Source organism: Paenibacillus sp. 1182 (assembly GCF_017833915.1).
Classification (GTDB): Bacteria; Bacillota; Bacilli; order Paenibacillales; family Paenibacillaceae; genus Paenibacillus; species Paenibacillus polymyxa_D.
In genome coordinates, this window is record NZ_JAFICR010000008.1 from 39,227 (window position 1) to 57,699 (window position 18,473).

Annotated in this window: 11 protein-coding genes and 2 pseudogenes; all 13 read left to right on the forward strand. The window is 43.9% G+C overall.

What is annotated here, in order from left to right; translation table 11 throughout:
• Nucleotides 1–1,572: 1,572 nt before the first annotated feature.
• Nucleotides 1,573–2,247 carry a hypothetical protein gene (locus JOD82_RS16790; protein WP_209949696.1) on the forward strand — a complete coding sequence of 225 codons (675 nt, stop codon included), beginning with the start codon at nucleotides 1,573–1,575 and terminating at the stop codon, nucleotides 2,245–2,247.
• Nucleotides 2,244–3,590: pseudogene (locus tag JOD82_RS16795) on the forward strand (phage baseplate assembly protein V). Before JOD82_RS16790 ends, JOD82_RS16795 begins: the two are co-directional and overlap by 4 nt.
• Before the next feature lie 62 nt (nucleotides 3,591–3,652).
• On the forward strand, nucleotides 3,653–4,945 hold the full coding sequence (locus JOD82_RS16800) for a pentapeptide repeat-containing protein (RefSeq protein ID WP_209940410.1): 1,293 nt from the start codon (nucleotides 3,653–3,655) through the stop codon (nucleotides 4,943–4,945).
• Between the two features lie 14 nt (nucleotides 4,946–4,959).
• Nucleotides 4,960–5,466 (forward strand): hypothetical protein, encoded by a 507-nt coding sequence (locus JOD82_RS16805; RefSeq protein ID WP_209943530.1) that lies wholly within the window; start codon nucleotides 4,960–4,962, stop codon nucleotides 5,464–5,466.
• Nucleotides 5,467–5,481: 15 nt separating this feature from the next.
• Nucleotides 5,482–5,897, forward strand: a pseudogene (locus JOD82_RS16810) (DUF4280 domain-containing protein).
• Between the two features lie 76 nt (nucleotides 5,898–5,973).
• Entirely contained in the window at nucleotides 5,974–8,943 is a 2,970-nt protein-coding gene (locus JOD82_RS16815) for a contractile injection system protein, VgrG/Pvc8 family (RefSeq protein ID WP_245249071.1), read from the forward strand.
• 20 nt (nucleotides 8,944–8,963) lie between these two features.
• A complete protein-coding gene (locus JOD82_RS16820; RefSeq protein ID WP_209940409.1) occupies nucleotides 8,964–9,485 on the forward strand; it encodes a hypothetical protein in 522 nt (173 codons plus the stop codon).
• Between the two features lie 595 nt (nucleotides 9,486–10,080).
• Nucleotides 10,081–10,629 (forward strand): DUF1643 domain-containing protein, encoded by a 549-nt coding sequence (locus tag JOD82_RS16825; protein WP_209940408.1) that lies wholly within the window; start codon nucleotides 10,081–10,083, stop codon nucleotides 10,627–10,629.
• 454 nt (nucleotides 10,630–11,083) lie between these two features.
• Nucleotides 11,084–11,203 (forward strand): transposase, encoded by a 120-nt coding sequence (locus JOD82_RS16830; RefSeq protein WP_103050178.1) that lies wholly within the window; start codon nucleotides 11,084–11,086, stop codon nucleotides 11,201–11,203.
• Nucleotides 11,204–12,042: 839 nt separating this feature from the next.
• On the forward strand, nucleotides 12,043–13,482 hold the full coding sequence (locus tag JOD82_RS16835; protein WP_209949697.1) for a 6-phospho-beta-glucosidase: 1,440 nt from the start codon (nucleotides 12,043–12,045) through the stop codon (nucleotides 13,480–13,482).
• Between the two features lie 277 nt (nucleotides 13,483–13,759).
• On the forward strand, nucleotides 13,760–14,590 hold the full coding sequence (gene licT, locus JOD82_RS16840) for a BglG family transcription antiterminator LicT (protein ID WP_209949698.1): 831 nt from the start codon (nucleotides 13,760–13,762) through the stop codon (nucleotides 14,588–14,590).
• A gap of 250 nt (nucleotides 14,591–14,840) precedes the next feature.
• Nucleotides 14,841–16,730, forward strand: a complete 1,890-nt coding sequence (locus tag JOD82_RS16845; protein WP_209949699.1) for a beta-glucoside-specific PTS transporter subunit IIABC — start codon at nucleotides 14,841–14,843, stop codon at nucleotides 16,728–16,730.
• 220 nt (nucleotides 16,731–16,950) lie between these two features.
• Entirely contained in the window at nucleotides 16,951–18,441 is a 1,491-nt protein-coding gene (locus JOD82_RS16850; RefSeq protein WP_209949700.1) for an alanine/glycine:cation symporter family protein, read from the forward strand.
• The last annotated feature ends 32 nt before the right edge of the window (nucleotides 18,442–18,473 follow it).

Here is an 18,473-nt window from a genome sequence, read left to right on the forward strand (position 1 = left end):
ATAAACAACAAAAGGAACTATTAAAGCAGTTTCGATATCATGAATAATTTATTTATGCAAAAAGGTATAATCCGTTTTCAGACTAAGCTATGTGCACTCTTAATCGACCAATTAGAATTCGACAAGGATTTTTGGGAATATTATTTTTTAATTGGTTCCCTTGTGACTTTTGCCACTTTGAGGACCGGTGGAAAATTCAATACTTATCAGGAACCACGTTGCACATAACAAGTTGATTTATAATTAATTGTTTGGGAAATTTAAAACTAGCATGGGCCAGTTATTAAAAGTTATTACCGAGGTTGAAGAGAAACTCTTAACTTATCTGGAAGATGAGTTAAGAGTTTTTCAATTAATTGGAATAGATATATGAAGCCGTTTCCTTTCATGGAGACCTTGATTCAATAAGTCTTATCAAGGAAAAAACCGTGTTAATATTCTCGAATCCGATTCGATAGTGAAATATTTTAAGAATATATTATTTACACTTTGATAATCCTCTAAAACAACAACTATATTACAGAGCTACTTTAGAAGGCACTTTTTTGCAAAACTATCAGTAGGAGATTCAAATTGTTACCGGATTGCCTCGAGTTGCACTTAGCGCAGGAAGGAAATTGATATAGGGATACTAAAGGGAGAGCCAGTTTGATCTTCATATAGTGAGCTATCATGGTTGTCCTGTGAAATTTATAGTCCTCTCTGTTTCATTTGTGCAGACATCAAAAGCTAGTCACATGATTTTTTTTGGGATATTGTAACGGGTAGCTATTCATATTTCAATCTAGATCGTAAAGGCTCTTTAGAGTATAGATTGTGGTTACTGTCATTAATGTAACTGAGAAATAAGGGTGTATTATTAGTTACCAACATTAATGTAACTGAGAAATAAGGGTGTATTATTAGTTACCAACATTAATGTAATTCAAAATATTGATGAATTACCCGAAATTACTTGTAAGTATGGGATTTCTCAGTTACCAACTTTAATGTAACTAAACACATGAAATTATTAAGGGACAAATTGTACTAGAACTTGTAGACATCATGTCTACAAACTTGGATTATAAATTTTATGCACTGCATATAACTGAATAGTATTGATTTTTCATTTATATAAGTTTAATTTGAAAGGGAAAAGAGCAGGTAGAAAGAATGCTTGGCAAGCAGTTTGAAAGGGAATTTGTTCCATTTCTTAAAGAAAAATAGCGACGGTACCGATGTTGGCGTAGAATGACGCTTTCGTCGGTACCGTCAATTTTTTTAGGTTCAATGGGGATGATTATTTGCCCTTAAAAAAGAAAAGGAACATCTGGTGTGTGCTCTCATGATAATTTCTTTTTTTTTGGCTAAGACGGATTTAGTTTGATCGGTAGTCCGTTCCTATTCATCCTCATTTCTATATTAATTTCAGAAATATACATTGAAAATAACGCTTCGTATGGTTCTTTCTGTAAACATAATCTCTATTCTGGCCGATACATACATAAGATGGGCTATTGTTAAATATCCCCTCTTACTTTCGTATTTTGAAGTAAACTCTCATCCTTTTAAGAAGAAGGGACTACCTCTATGAACTATATGGACGAGCATATCCTAAGTCTCAAAAATAAGCTTAATCATGATGCAGCATCTAATAACGTAAATACGAACCTATCTCAAGCTGATGTACCCGATCAGGACAACTCCGTTGCTGAACAAAACAGGGTGCTACGGATGGGTGATGAGCTGATCCCGTTGGAATGGAAAACGATTTTGGATGGACAAATGGCGGTTAGCATCCCCAAATTTTTTAGCCTGATGCCACTGGAGCAAGCCCGATTTAAATATCCCTCGGAACAACGTCCGCAGATCATTTATACCTCTTTGGACGGTACGGTGAACATCACCTTTAATCCGACAGAATCGGCTTTGGAGGTGGACGAGCTTCTCGAGTTTGTAGAACAAATGGCAGATGTATTGCGGTCTGTACAACCGATTCGTAACTGGATCGGTACGGAAATGATTGTGAATCCTTCCGGGCTGGCCATCGGGCTGATTCGTTTTGTGGCAGCAGGTGTGGACGTTAATCTGTACAACGAAATGCTGTTGTTTGTCCATGAGGGACAGGTGACGATGGGTACGTTTAACTGTATGGAATCGGACATGGAAGCGTGGTTGCCTGTGGCAGAAAATACAGTGCAATCGCTCCATATTGTTCCGTCACCTTCGGATTCCACATTTGAGAAAGGAGTGGCTTTCCTATGAGCCTCGGTTACGATCAAATTCAAATCTATCCCTTCGAGTTGGTTGAGCTGGAGCAGCTTACCCTCACGAAAAAAATCAATGAGCATACCCGGCTCTATTTTACAGGAATTATCCCCGAGGATATGCAGGACAGCTATGTGGAAACAACGGAAAAGAACACCGCCATTCAGGTGAGCCAACGGGATGAATCGGGCGAAAGCAAGCCGCTCTTCAGCGGAATGGCTCTATCAGTCGAAGTTAAGGTCGTGCGGGACGTGTACTATCTGGAAGTGGAGGCAATCTCCCATACCTACAGGATGGATATCCTAAAGCGTACTCGCTCTTCAATATACCAAAATGACCATTCCTCAGATGCTGGAGCAGATTGGCAAGGACTACGAAGGGCTGGATGTGATTGATGGAGCGACAGGTGGAGAGCAAATCGGAAGGCTTGCCATCCAGTATCAGGAGACGGACTGGGCGTTCTTGAGACGTATAGCCTCCCGGTATCATACGAGCCTGATGCCTGTGGCTCGTTTTGACAGTCCTAAATTTTATTTTGGCATTGAGGATAGCCCTGCACAGGTCGTGCTGGATCATACCCGTTATACCGTGCGCAAGCAGATGCTGCCTTTCCGTTATTTTCAGGAAAATGAGCAGGCGATGGTGACAGAAAATGACTTTATTTTATATGAGGTAGAAACGGACGAGGTACTGGATTTGGGAGCTCAGATGGCCTTTCAGGGACACAGCTTGTATGTAGTGGAAGCCTATACCGAAAAGGGCTGCTGCGGCATCAATATGTGCTTGCCTCGTACAAAGGCTTACGGCAAAAAAGCTACTATCAGGAAAAGCTGGCGGGAGCCTCTTTAAGCGGTATGGTTGTGGACGTCCGCCAGGATCAGGTGCGCATCCATCTGGATTGCGATGAGAAGCAGGATGTAGATAAGGCACACTGGTTCAACTATTCGACGGTGTATAGTGCTGGGGGCCATACTGGCTGGTATGTGATGCCGGAAAAAGGTGATCCGGTTTCACTCTATTTTCCGGGCAGTCGTGAAGAAGATGGGATAGCGGGGAGGGCGGTTCGACGTGCAGGCAGAGGGGACGGACACAACAAGTTTTCCAATCCGCAGATGAAAATATGGCGAACACCCCATTTTATCAAGCTGGACGACAAGGAAGGCATTCATATCGTAAGCAGCAAGCAAGTAAGTATCTCAGCGGGTGGAAATTTGAGTCTATCTGCTGGGAAAACGATGAGTCTGTCCGCAGGCAGTGAGCTGCGTATGGATTGCAACGGCAGTCATATTCAATTGAGCGGATCAGTGGATATGAAGGGCAGTGAAGTGAAGTCGAATTAGGCTGTAGTGCGGCAGTATGATGATATGACATATGAAGAGCTTCAACTAGTGGAGGAATGCAAATGGAGAAGCCTATAGATGAGCTAAACCCGCAGCAGCAAGTCATCTTAAATCAGGCGTGGTTCCTGATCCGCAGAGACTGGGCGCTGAAGTTCAAAGCGAAGCAAGATCAGCGGATTCAAGCCTGTGTCGAGGAGTTTCGGGGATATTGCCGGGACATTCGGCAAGAGCAGCTTCAAGGAAGAAAAGAAAAGATCGGTTATATCACGTACTCCATGCTACGTACCACATGGTTGGAGGAGCGGCCTACCTATCTGGTGGAGGCAGCGAACGCTTTATGGGTACTTGATCCTGAACCGATCCGATTCGAATGGGATACAAGCTGGACATATTCCTATTGGACCGATTTGCAACAAAAATTGCGAAGGGAGGTAGAGAAGCAGCATGTTTCTCTACCGGAGCTTGAATGGGAGCAGGTCATGCTGGAGGCAGCGGTACATATTCATGTACTTGTTGTAAATATAATGCGGCTGGCGATGAAATATGCGGTGCACTTACCTGAATTTCAGGAGCTGGATCGGGAAGAAACATTTGAGATTCGTGTGGGGGAATATATGGACCACACTGTATCGGTGTATAAAGAAGATCGCAGAGCGTTGGAGGCGAGCGAAATCCGGTCGTGGCTGGAGGAACAAGAAGAGCATGCCTATAGCTATCAGGCGTTGGAGAAAATCCAGCTTTCGGACGGAGATTATAGTCAGTTGGATTTCCGCTATACGGCTTTTCGCCAAATCGAGATGGAACATAGTCGCTTGCATGGCTGTGTCTTGGTTGGAACGATGTGGCAGGAAAGTCAACTCGATGGAATCGACTTAACGTACAGCTTGCTTCATGGAGCCGATTTTAGCGGATGCTCGATGAAAGGGGCGATACTGGATGTCGTTATGGGTAACGCCGGATATGGCTCGGATGCTTCTTTAGATTGGGAGCCATTGGGTTTTGCTGGCGTAGATTTCACAGGGGCGAGTTTGCAGGGGGCCCGTTTTCAAGATGCACAGTTGCGAGGAGCCGTATTTCAAAATTCGTTACTACAAAGGGCGTTCTTGAACGGGGCGGATCTTACGGATGCCTGCTTTGCTGGAGCGGATGTGTCAGGTGCTTCCTTTAAAGGGGCTTGTTTGATCGGAACTGATTTTACGGACGCCAATGTACAAGGAGTCATATTTACCGATGCACAGCGTAGAGGAGCCATTGGATTGGAATGGGCAACTCTTGAGGCTTCCCTTTCATACAAAGAGCCGTCTGCGTCTGCACAGGCGAGGGATGCCGTTAGAAAAAGGGAGTGGCTGCATTGAGATATTTTCGACTGATGGTAGACGAGCGGGTAAAACATCGGGTGGAGCCTGCTGCGCTGACTCCTCTGCAAGTAGAAGACATCTTGACAGAGACCCAGGGACAGAAACAGCAGGATGATCCTCTTTTTCTGGCTGTACATACCGATTCACGAACAGTGTACCCGGACTTGTTGGAATTTCCTCTGCCGCTGGTGTCGGATCGGCTGAAAGCATTATTGGAAAAATATATGCCGGGACTGAAATGGAAAGCGGCCGTCCTTACTAATTTCCAGCAGGTCAGACAGGAGGTGTACTGGGTGCTTCGTCCGCCGATGGTGGACTGTTTGTCCGCACAAACGGAATGGTACCCCAATGATACGTTGAAGCATTTAGTGCTCAAACCGGGAGATATCCCATCGTCCGTTTTTCGGATTGTGGGATTGATCGAACCTCATATCTATATCCATTTGGCTGTGGCAGAAAGTCTGCTGCGTCGATCTTTTACAGGCATTCGAGTACAAAGAATCGAGATGGAGCACTAAGGAGGATGGAGTAAGGTGGGAGAAGCCCAAGTGAAACCAGGAACGGGTGCAAAAAAGAGCTATGTCGTGGCAGGAGCAATTTTAAGCTGTAGTTATGGCACGCAGCCTACCCGTTTGAAACGACCTTTTAGCCCTGGGGTCTACGTGAAAAACAAAGCGCAAATGAACATTGGAGATTACGTGCCTAGAGTGAACATTCAGTCTTTTGGGAATTGCTCCAGTCTTCTAAATCCAGCCGTACAGGCTAGTGAGATGGTGGACATCTATGGCGTGAAGAAGGCTCCGTGTGTTCCGGTCCTGACCATGCCGTGGCTGAACGGGAAAAGTGACGTGAAGATCGAGGGCAGCCCGCCTTGACACAGAACTGTACCCATCAATGTCTGTATTGTGGTCATATCCGAATTGAAAATGACGGGCAGGAGCTGGATTAAGGGCCTGTTTCAAAGCCGTTGGGTTTCGGAAGCGGCCTCGCGGCTTTAAGCCGCCTGAAAGGAGACATGAACTCACTTGAGTGTATTACAAAACGGAATCGGGTATGAAAGCCTGCGTTTTTACGGTTCCTTTCAGCCTCAACATATAGAGAAGCTTCAAATTACAAGAGCCATCAACGATCATGCATATTTGATGGTAAGTGGCATGCTGTCGGAAGAACAGGGAGCCGCGTGTATTGGGCAGAACATGGAGGAGGAGCCGATTGTCATCCGCCAATTGGATGAGCAGGGACAGTCGATAAGACGATTGTTCCATGGGATTGTTAGACGTATGTCGGTGCATTGCTGGCGAGGGGTGTATACCTTTGAACTGGAGGCAGCTTCACATTCGTATCAGATGGATATCAAGCTGAAAAAGCGATCCTATCAGGATATTCATCGTACCTATGATGATCTGGTCACAACAATGGTTCGAAAATACCAGTATGGAGATGCCATTGATACCGTCACGAACTATGCCAAACTAGACACTTTTGTTTTACAATATGAGGAGACAGATTGGGCGTTTTTAAAGCGCCTTGCCTCTCGCTTTGGGTCGGTGCTGGTGCCGGAGATCACCGCAGCTTCGCCCAAGGTTTTTTTCGGGATGCCGGAAGGCAAACCGTACAGGGTGGAACGGGATGTATTTTACCGGGTACGGAAAACGTTTCATGAGTTGGACGAGGGAAAGCCGGGAAAACGTGCAGGCTCGTATGTGACTTACGTGATCGAAAGCCTGCAATACTATGCGCTAGGAGATCTCATTACGTTACCGATTGGATCAGGAAAAGAACTGGTTGTCGTTCGGGCGGTGACACGGTTAGAGGATGGCTTGTTGCTCACTCGTTACGATCTCCAGGCCGAACAGGATATCCGCTATGCCCGTTATGAAAACGATAAGGTTACGGGCATTACACTTACGGGTAGTGTGTTAAAGGTACAGCAAGACTTTGTACAGCTCCAGCTAGATATCGATCCCAAACAAGACCCAGCTAAAGCATGCTGGTTTCCGGTGGTCACTCGTTATGTAGCGGAAGAACACAGCGGCTGGTATGATATGCCGGAGATCGGGGAGCGTGTGGAGCTTTACTTGCCGACGAGCCGGGAACATGAAGCGTATGTGACGGATTCGCTACGGCAGCAGCGACACGCAACGGGGCAGCCAGACGTCAAAGTATGGAGACATGCGCAAGGAAGTGGCGTGGACATGTCGGAGCAAGAGCTAACTCTGTCCACCTCGGGGGCATTTTCCATTACACTCCATGAAGGGAGTGGTATAACCGTCAGCAGTCCGGGAAATGTGCAGATTCAAGGCGGTCATGTGAAGCTGGATGCAGGTCAGGAGCTGTCACTTGAGGCGGGAAGTGCATTGTATCTAAAGGGCGGAGCCAGCAGTATGGTGCTGGATGGTGAAACGGATGTTAAAGCCCCAGTGATTGATCAAGAGGGTACGGTGAAGGCTCCAGTGTTCGTCATGGATCTTCCTCCCGTGCCGGAACCGCCGCTGATGAGTATTAAGGCATATGAAGCAGCACAATCCGAAGCAGCGAAGGTTTCATCCAACAGCACAGCAAAGCCCCCGACCGCGAAAATCACGAGCCCGGCAGCTCAAAAACAAGCCGATGCGATGCTGGGTACGGTGTCCAAGCTGTTAGGCTCCATTCCGGTGATGGGAGTAGTGGCGGGAGTTGCGATGGGAGCAGCAGCGCTAATCGGACCTATGGGAATAGCAGCGGGTTCGATTCTGCTCGCAACCGCAGCTATTCCTGTTCGTAGCACAGGAACGAGTCGTGCTGGAGGCGGAGGTGCTAAAGGTGGGTTGCACCCGCTGAAATATTTGGCTGGTTTAGCACTGGAAGGACTCATCAGTCAGTACGAGCACGAGAAAGCCAGGGATGCCTATTATAGCAAGTGGATACTGGGGAAGGTGTTTACGAGTGCACGTGAATTAGGGTTACCCACATCAATGGAGGATATAGTACCCTATATACGGCGGCTTGCAAATGAAGTGGGGGAGGCATACCAACAGATTCCTGCGGATTTGAGACAACGCTGGAAGGTGAATTCCGAAAATTACATGGCCCAACAGTCGAAGCCAAAGGAAGAAGAAAAAGAGCAATCATGGTGGGATCTTATGACGGCAGGCCAGCTCCAGAATGCCGAAAATGAAGCCATTATGGCGAAGCAGATGGCGAACGAGTTGGAGTATACGGCAGATGTGAGTGGAGAAGTGGTATTAGGAGCAGGAGCAGCGGTTGTAACAAATTACTCGTTTGGAATAATGAATAAGGAATATGCTTCAGATCATCCGAAGGCGCGTAAAACAGGTGAAGTGATCGGACATGCCTTGACAACTGTAGCCGGAGTCGTAGAAATGGCTGGTGCTGTGGGGGAAGGATTCTTAGGTGGTTTGGTAACGACCACGGGAGTAGGGGCACCTGTAGGCGTCCTTGCTATGGCACAATCTGCCCTTTTGGGAGCACATGGGGCAGCGGTAACGTATACCGGAGCATCCAATAGTGTGGAAAGTACTAAGGATCTTTATCGAATGTTTAAAAGCGAGGGGCCAAGTAGCTCAGCGCCGTCTAAACCCTCTAGTGCGAAGTCAGGCAAGAGTGAAGGCACACCTTCCTCGGAGAAACCAAGTAAACCGAACGAAAAGCTTCCTGAAACTAAAACTACTGGTGAAGTTGGAAAAAATGTAGTTACTGCAGGTAATAATTTCAAAAAGCATTTTCTCAAACACAAAACACTTTTAGAAAAGAAGCTAGGTACAAAATATCCTAAACTCGAAGCAGATGGGCCTAGATTTTTGCAGGATATTCAAAAAAATATTGATAATGGGACATTTGAATTTGTTGGTAAGGGGACAATAAATAGAGATTCTGGAGTACTTAACATATATAGGGGAGAGGGGCTGACAGTGGTAACAAAGCCTAATGGTGAATGGGTCACGCTTCTTGAACAAGGTAAGGCAATGGACCTGAATATAGTTTTTGTCCCATAAAAATTGGAGGGTATTATATTATGTTAGAAAAAATGAAAGAACTGATAGGGTATAATTCAATAGATGATATCCATTTAACTGGTGTTGTACATGTGGAAGAGGATGGGGTTTCTGAATTTGTTGCTAATACGAATTTTGTATACTTTGAGTTTGGTGATCAGTTTATTGAACTTGAAGCAATAGATGGTTATGGTAGACTTCGTATCACAATAGTTGATTCCTTCAAATATGAAAATGATATTGAAGATATGACTCCTAGTAAAGCTAAGATCGGTGATTTTATATTCACGAACCCATTAGCAACTAATGAAGTGAGTTGTATGATATTTTTCAATTTGGAGATGGAGCATGATGCGTTAATATGTGATGTTTTGCATATTAAATTGATTAACGGGCAGGATTTATTTATTGATCCCTCATTTCTCGGGATTAATATAGGTGGTATAGAACAGAAGCATTTTTGGGAAGAAAACTTTGTGGAGAGAGTCCTGCCAAGAGTGGGGGCTTACCCAAAAGAAACTTGTATTGAATTTAATCATTAAAGACGGTGGAATTGTTTTGCATCAATATGAGTTAGCCGCATGATGGTATCTTTTTTATGTAACGTACGTTATTTAAGTAGGCCCAGTTTTGACCAATTCAGGTCGAAGCTTGTTAGTGTTTCTAATGGACACATGTGATAAATAGCAAAAGAGAAGCTAGATAGATGCGTGTTCTGCCTCCTTTTTCCATTAAGAGTAAGAATGACGGGACTCTCTCCATTTCTACAGAAAGAAAGCGACGATACTGACTTTGGCTTAGTTTGACGCTTTCGTCGGTATCGTCGCTTTTTGAGATTAAAAAGGGGATGGTTATTTGTCCTTAAACAAAAAAAAGGGTCATCTTGTGTTGTATTCTGCATGAATATGATACGTTGCTATGACGTATGGATCGGCTACACTAAGTTGGACAGAAAAAATAAGGGCTTGTAGAATAAGGTTTTGGGGAAACCTTAACAGGGTTCGACTCCCTTCGTCTCCATACTAAAAGCCCTCTCATAGGGCGGATTTTTTTCATTGTTAGTATTAAGACTGTAGACATCTTATAGACCAAAGATGGTAAGATACAATCATAAATATGAATTAAGGAGAATTCAGTGTGAGGTTTTGGTCTGAAGAAGAAAAGGAAAATGTTAATGTAGTTTTTGACACTAAACTAAAGTCTAAACGCAAATACAGATATTATTTTGAATATGCTTGGAGCGAGTCTTCCTTAAATAAAATAACTACTTTAATAATGCTCAATCCTAGTAAAACCGACGAAGATGTTGTTGATCCGACAATTGATAAATGTATTAATGCTATCCATAGACACTTAAATTGCAAAGCTGTAATTATTGTGAATTTATATCCCTGGATAACCCCTAAACCAACTGAGTTATTTAAGCTCAATTACAAACAGATTAGTGGTGGGAATAAGAATAACATGGAGATAATTGAAAAATCTATAGCTAAATCAGATTATGCAATTTTAGCGTGGGGTAAAGATGGGGAGAAATTTCATATGAATCATAAGGTTTTACGTCTTCTAGAACAACAAAAAGAAAAAGAAATTATGTGCTTTGGAGAAACAAAATTCGGTCACCCAGTCCATCCAGGACGCTTGCCAGATAGTATGTTGATACCCCAACCGTTTAAGTTGAAGTAATTTAATGTTAAAGACTACATAAAAATGTATCGATTTGGTTGAAAGCGCTTATTATGATTGGTTTTTTTGATATGGAAAAAGACTTTGGTTTGATAGGTTTGAAAAAAATAGGGTATAAAGTATGGTTTTTTAGAACTAATTTATACTATTCAGTGTTATACTCAATCATATAACATACAAATCGTACCATTCTGGGTGAATTTTTATTAAGGTGGAATAGAACTATGAGAGATGGATATCTGTCTATGTGGTTTATAAAATCAAATAAGACTACTTATAACATCTAAATGAGACAAACTATCTACCAGTAAACCCAGTAAGAATGGGGATAAATTGATGGAGGTTTCTTGTTTTTATAGTAAAAAAGGGCAGGATATTTTCTATATGATGTTGTAAGATAAACACTCTCCTGAGGACAACTTAATAACTATATGCCACTGGGTTACAACTCCTCCTGAAGGAACATCTACGCCTGCACCGGGTCTTTCTTCCGCCCTATAGTCCCAATCTGAATCCAGTCGAGGGGCTATGGCTGTGGCTTAAATCCAATGTGGCGAATAACGTGTTTTTTTAGAGGTTTTATAAGATTAAGCTTCATGTCGGCGAGTTTATGAAACGAATCAATAAACAAACAATGGAAACAATTAGAATTTTAAATATTTTGAAAGATATTCTTTAAAAAGCTATTTTATTTGAACATCCAAATAGAAAGGTTTTTGGTTATGATATTCATTAACAAAAAAACTATTAATAAGCTAACTGAATCGCATAGAGAACCTAACATGCTTATCTGCTATTCAACTCCTCAAAGCCTTTCGGCTTGGTCAAGTCGGGCTATATTACTCCTAAATAATGATGAAATTATTATCCTTTTCCTCAATCTATTTTCCACTAAAGTAGTACAAAAAGTTGAATTTGAAGTAGCTGATTTACAAGAACAAAAATATCATTCCATATATCTCTCTTCTGCAATATGGTCATTTAACAGTAAAGGACAGCATTGGAGGTTCAAGATAATCAAAAAAATTATTCCTCTTGGCTCTATGCAAAGGGATTTTCTAAATTTCTTGCAACAAAATATTTTAAATTAGCAACTGAGTAGATCACCGATTTCTTCGTTCTTCATGTCTATCGCCACCTTGGGTTGGGTCTTTCTATTGATTACCCAATAGATTGAAGTAATGCTGTTGGTTAGTTAAATGCGTGTTATTATATCAAATGAATTTGACAGGTTCCCAAATCTTTGTTAGAGTTTCAATCAAATACGTATAACCTTTTCATGGGATGTTACCGATAGGGCATAACCTGAATTGGCTTGTTTACACTGTAAGTGTATACAGGCTGGTTTGGGTTTTTTTATTATCTATCACCCATCGGAACCCCTTTTATCACACATTTGGAAGGAGAATGTTTATGTCCAGTTATATTTTTCCTAAAGACTTTTTATGGGGCGGTGCTCTTGCTGCCAATCAGGCTGAGGGTGCTTATTTGGAAGACGGTAAAGGATTGAGTCTGGTAGATTTGCTGCCTACCGGAGAGAAGAGAAGAAACATAATGAAAGGGAATGTTCCTTCGCTGACTCCACTTGAAAGCGAATTCTATCCTTCCCACGAAGCCATTGATTTCTATCATCACTATCGCGAGGATATCGCGCTATTTGCAGAAATGGGATTTAAGGCGCTGCGCGTTTCCATTGCCTGGGCTCGTATTTTTCCAACAGGAGAAGACGCTACTCCAAATGAAGCAGGTTTGCAATTCTACGATGATTTGTTCGACGAGTTACATAAACATGGCATTCAGCCAGTCGTTACCCTCGCTCATTTTGACGTGCCGGTAGATCTGGTCGAGAAATATGGAAGCTGGCGGAGCCGGAAGCTGGTAGGCCTGTTTGAAACCTATGCCAAAACAGTATTCACCCGCTATAAGGATAAAGTGAAATACTGGATGACATTCAACGAGATTAACATGCTTCTCCATTTGCCGTTTCTCGGTGCCGGGCTTGTTTTTCAAGAAGGTGAAAACGTTAAACAAATTCAGTACCAGGCTGCACATCATCAGCTTGTCGCAAGTGCGCTGGCTGTTAAAGCGTGTCACGAGATTATCCCGGATGCCCAGATTGGCTGTATGCTTGCTGCCGGCAGCTTCTATCCGTATACGTGTAATCCCGAAGATGTGTATCAGGGCATGGAAAAAGACCGCGAGTCCTACTTCTTCATTGATGTACAGTCACGCGGCGAATATCCTGGTTATGCGAAGCGCTTCTTCAAGGATCATGGATTAAACATTGAGATGGAATCAGGCGACGCAGCTATTCTGAAAGATCATACCGTTGACTATATCGGATTCAGCTACTATTCGAGCCGGACGACCAGCACAGACCCGGAAATCGTCAAGAACATGACCAGTGGTAATGTATTTGGCTCCGTGGCCAATCCATATTTGGACAAGTCCGAATGGGGCTGGACGATCGATCCAAAAGGATTCCGCATCACAGCCAACCAATTGCATGATCGTTACCAAAAGCCTCTGTTCGTAGTGGAAAACGGTTTTGGTGCCAATGATGTGGTTTCGCCTGAAGGAGAAGTTAACGACGATTACCGGATCGACTATCTCAAGCGGCATATTGCCGAAATGGGTGAGGCTCTTCAAGACGGAGTTGAAATTATCGGTTACACAAGTTGGGGACCTATTGACATTGTCAGTGCTTCCTCAGGAGAGATGAAAAAACGCTACGGTTATATTTATGTGGACCGCGACAACGAAGGAAGCGGTTCGTTGAAACGTATTAAAAAGAAAAGCTTCCACTGGTACAAAAACGTAATTCATTCCGACGGCGAAAATCTGGGCGAATAATCGTACCACAAGAAAATAGGATCGGACGTCCCGGGCCCACGGGGATTCCCGATCTTCGTTTCTTCATTGAAAGCGTTGACAATCGTTCCTCTTCGGGCTATACTTGACGCAATTCCATCATTTTTAGGATTGTTACTGCGTAGCAGGCAAAACCTAAGCCACAAATAAGAAGATGTTACAGTCTTGTTTATTTGGCGTGCTTCGGTTTTTTTTCTGTTTACAATAAAGAGGATGGAGCAAGTGTGGCTCTTGCTGGCATATGGAACGGGGGATCAAGATGAACATAGCAAAGGTCATCAACAACAATGTAATCAGCGTCTACCAGACGGACGGCACCGAACTCGTAGTGATGGGTCGGGGGATTGCTTTTAAGAAAAAGCCTGGAGACAAAGTAGACGAAACCAGAATTCAGAAGGTATTTGCTCTGAAAAACAAGCAGACGTCCGATAACTTTAAAATGCTGTTGCGTGAGGTACCGCTTGATTTGATTGTGATTGTGGAGGAAGTCATTAATGACGCCAAGCATAATCTGAATAGAAAGCTGAACGAAAATATTTATGTTTCGCTGACTGATCATATCAATTTCGCTGTTGAAAGATACCGGGAAGGATTGGAAATCAAAAACGCGTTATTGTGGGAAGTCAAGCAGTTGTACAAAGAAGAATTCGCGATGGGTCTGAAAACGTTGGAACAAATCAAACAAAGGCTCGGTATTGAACTGCCTGTGGACGAAGCGGCTTATATTGCGATTCACATCGTGAATGCTGAAATGAACGAGGAAGTCATTACGACCATGAGTATCACGAAGTTTATCCAGCAAATTATCAATATCGCAAAATATCATTTTAAGGTGGAGTTCGACGAGGACTCTCTGAGCTATTTCCGTTTTATTACGCATCTGAAATTTTTCGCCCAGCGCGTATTTAAGGGAAATCACTACGAAAATAACTATGATCATTTGTATGACATGATTAAGGAAAAGCATAAGGAAGCGGCTGCTTGTACAGAGAAAATCGGAGCTTTTGTGCAAAAAGAATACAACCACGAATTGACGAACGAAGAAAAATTGTATCTGACCGTGCATATTGAACGGGTGGTGAGCAGATAAGTCGAACGTTTTCAACGAAAAAAGACCAAGAATAGACGATTAAAAGTTTTTGTTGACAAATATGGTAGATTGGTTATATTATGAGAGTAACAGGAATTTAATAAGTTTTAACTGGGATTGTTACTGGTTATGCAGGCAAAACCTAAGTCATGAAAAATTGCGGGACTAAAGTGCCCACCATTTTTCAAGGCTTAGGTTTTTTGTGTGCCTAAATATGTAAAAAGCCCCTTAGAACATGGAGGTGTCCATCATGAGTTATGAAAAACTGGCCAAAGAAATTGTACACCTGGTAGGTGGCGAAAAAAATGTAGTATCGCTCGTTCACTGCGCCACACGCCTGCGTTTTGTGCTAAAAGATGAGGCAAAAGCGGACAAGGGAAAGTTGGAAAAAACCGACGGAATTATCACTGTGAAGCAGAGCGGTGGTCAGTTCCAGGTTGTAGTCGGCAACAAAGTACCAGAGGTATATAATGCAATCGGCAATGTATCCAATATCTTGAATGAAACTGGAAAAGAAGATCATTCAGCTAAAGGCAACAAAGGATTTGGTGCCGTAATCGACGTAATTTCCAGCATTTTTGCACCTTTGCTCGGAGTTATGGCGGGGTCCGGTATTTTGAAAGGTCTGCTGCTGATTGCGAGTAACCTTGGTTGGTTGCTACCGAAAGACACTACCTATATGATTTTGTATGCTGCGGCCGACAGCTTGTTTTATTTCCTCCCTCTCTTGTTAGCGGTTACAACGGCACGGAAATTTGGAGGTAATATCTTCGTTGCCCTGACCATTGCCGGAGGGTTGCTTTACCCGACCATTGTCACGCTAAAAACGGAAGGTACACCTACGGACTTTTTCGGTATTCCTATTGTTATGATGAGTTATTCATCTACCGTTATTCCGATCATTTTAGCCGTCATCGTCATGAGTAAGCTGGAAAAATGGTGCAATCGAGTGATCCACGAGAGCGTTAAAAACTTTATTACACCTTTGATTCTACTTGTAATTATGCTTCCTCTGACCCTGATGGTCTTTGGTCCAGTCGGGGTGTATGTGGGCAATGCAATCGCTACCGCACTCGTTGCTGCGTTCAGCTTTAGTCCGTTGCTGGCTGGAGCAATCCTTGGTGCTTGCTGGCAGCTGCTCGTTATTTTTGGTGTTCACTGGGGGCTTATACCTGTATTTATTAATAACATTGCTGTCAACGGCCGGGATGGCATTAAGCCCGCTGCTTCGGCTTCCGTCTTTGCTCAAACCGGCGCAGCGTTCGGTGTTATGCTGAAAACGAAAAATAAAAAGCTGAAAACGCTGGCGGGTTCCGCTACACTTACCGCTTTATTCGGCATCACGGAGCCAGCAGTTTATGGGGTTACGTTGCCACTGAAACGTCCGTTTATTGCAGGTATTATCGGCGGCGCCGCCGGTGGTGCCATTATCGGTCAAGCGGGAACGCAAGCATTTGCCTCTGGCGCACCTGGGTTGCTGACCTTGCCGATCTTTTACGGCCCTGGTGGACAAGGATTCCCGGGATTGATTTTAGGGATTACCGTTTCATTCCTGGTGTCGGCCATCTTGACTTATATTTTAGGTTTTGAAGATCCAGTTGAAGAAGAGGAAACTACTAACAATTCGGCTAAAGAATCGACCTCTACAGTTGTTGTTTCTAATGAAGAGGTACTCAGCCCAATTGAAGGAACTGTGGTCGCTTTGTCGGAGGTTCCCGATCCTGCATTTGCTTCGGAAGCTATGGGCAAAGGGATCGCCATCCAACCGACAACGGGCAGAGTCGTGGCCCCGTTCGATGGAACCATCACCGTGGCGTTCAAGAAAAAACATGCGCTTGCAGTTGTTTCGCATCATGGCGCAGAAGTTCTGATTCACGTCGGAGTAGATACGGTCAAGCTGGACGGTAAACATTTTACGTCCCATATCAAAGAAGGCGATCAGGTGAAAGCTGGGGACCTACTGCTCGAGTTTGATGTTGAGCAGATCAGGGCAGAGGGTTATCCTACGATTACGCCAGTTATCATTACGAATTCTTCCGAATATACTGAAGTCCTTCCAATCGCTCAAGGAGAGGTAACGGAGCAGGCCCCACTGTTGAAACTGTCTAGTGCTTTGAATGAGAAAGAAAGCATTGCCTAAATGTCTTAAGGACAAGGCTCTGATGATCCATATTCTCGGATCATCAGAGCTTTTTTGTCGTCATTTTATGTAGCTGGTAAGCCCACTTGTAATTGACAATATGTCAATTAAATTAACTTGTACGGGGGTAAAAACTAATCTATAATTTTTTGTAATTATGCAAATTTTCTGAAAACATAGACTGGAAAATCAATTGATTGATCAGGGGGAAATACAAGGAATGTTAGAGCAGTGGGCAGAGGCAGTAAACGGCGTCATTTGGAGCAATCCTGTGGTATATGTCTGTTTGGGTGTGGGGCTATTATTTTCGATCATGACTCGCTTCCTACAAATCAGGTATTTCAAAGAGATGATCCGCCTAGTATTTAAAGGGAAAAGTTCCGAGGCAGGTGTATCCTCCTTTCAGGCCTTTACGATGGCACTATCGGGGCGTGTAGGGACGGGGAATATTGCTGGGATTGCTTTGGCGGTTGGTATGGGTGGACCTGGGGCGATATTTTGGATGTGGGTCATGGCCTTTATCGGATCGGCTACAGCTTTTGTAGAATCCACACTGGCTCAGGTGTATAAGGTAAAGCGCGATGGTCAGTACCGGGGCGGTCCAGCCTTTTATATTGAAAAAGGGACAGGCTTAAAATGGTTTGCCGTCATTTTTGCGGTTGCTGCGTTGGTCGCGATGTGTTTACTGATGCCGGGAACTCAATCGAACTCCATTGCTGTAGCTTTTCACAGTTCGTTTGGCATGGATATGAAGGTTTCAGGGATTCTAGTAGTCGTGTTGCTGGCGCTTATCATTTTTGGTGGTGTAAAAAGGATTGCCAATGTGGCTCAGGTTGTCATTCCGTTTATGGCACTCGGTTACATCCTCGTCTCTTTCTACATTATGATGACGAACATTACTGCACTTCCCGATGTATTTTCGCTAATCTTTCGTAGTGCCTTTGGCGTGGATTCTGTGTTCGGCGGTATGGCAGGGACGGCGATTGCTTGGGGTGTAAAGCGGGGGATTTATTCCAACGAAGCCGGACAAGGCTCTGGTGCGCATCCGGCAGCCGCTGCGGAAGTATCTCATCCGGCGAAGCAGGGGCTGGTCCAGGCATTTTCCGTGTACGTAGATACCTTTTTGGTCTGTACGTCTACGGCTTTTATGGTTCTGTTCACAGGTATGTATAACGTGAAGGGACCCGGTGGCGACTTTATTGTGCACAATCTTCCCGGTGTTGAAGAGGGGACCCAGTATACACAGGCTGCTATTGAGTCAGTATTTCCGGGCTTCGGCTCCAGTCTGCTGGCAATTACATTGTTCTTTTTCGCGTTTACAACCATTATCTCTTATTATTACATCGCAGAAACAAATATGGCCTATCTGGTTGCAGATTATAAAGCAAAATGGCCCATGTTCGTCCTAAAGCTGGTTATTCTGGGTTCGACGTTCTACGGAACGGCGGTCAAGGAATCGGCTCTGGCGTGGACACTGGGGGATATGGGCGTCGGTATTATGCTCTGGGTGAATCTAATCGCCATGATTCTGCTGGCCAAACCTGCTTTCCGCGTGCTTAAGGATTACGAACGGCAGCGAAAGCAAGGGCTAGATCCGGTGTTCGACCCGGAGAAAGCAGGTATTTCAAATGCGGAGTATTGGTCAAAGGAATATCAGCCTCCTGCAGATGAGTTGACGATCACCGCTGAACCGAGCAAACTTCAAGCCTAAGTAATGATAGCTAAGTAAGATCAAAGGTGACT

Coding starts and splice junctions, on each gene's coding strand:
- JOD82_RS16845 (WP_209949699.1), top strand. CDS start 14,841: ATGAGTTATGAAAAACTGGCCAAAGAAATTGTACACCTGGTAGGTGGC.
- licT (WP_209949698.1), top strand. CDS start 13,760: ATGAACATAGCAAAGGTCATCAACAACAATGTAATCAGCGTCTACCAG.
- JOD82_RS16790 (WP_209949696.1), top strand. CDS start 1,573: ATGAACTATATGGACGAGCATATCCTAAGTCTCAAAAATAAGCTTAAT.
- JOD82_RS16800 (WP_209940410.1), top strand. CDS start 3,653: ATGGAGAAGCCTATAGATGAGCTAAACCCGCAGCAGCAAGTCATCTTA.
- JOD82_RS16805 (WP_209943530.1), top strand. CDS start 4,960: ATGGTAGACGAGCGGGTAAAACATCGGGTGGAGCCTGCTGCGCTGACT.
- JOD82_RS16835 (WP_209949697.1), top strand. CDS start 12,043: ATGTCCAGTTATATTTTTCCTAAAGACTTTTTATGGGGCGGTGCTCTT.
- JOD82_RS16820 (WP_209940409.1), top strand. CDS start 8,964: ATGTTAGAAAAAATGAAAGAACTGATAGGGTATAATTCAATAGATGAT.
- JOD82_RS16850 (WP_209949700.1), top strand. CDS start 16,951: ATGTTAGAGCAGTGGGCAGAGGCAGTAAACGGCGTCATTTGGAGCAAT.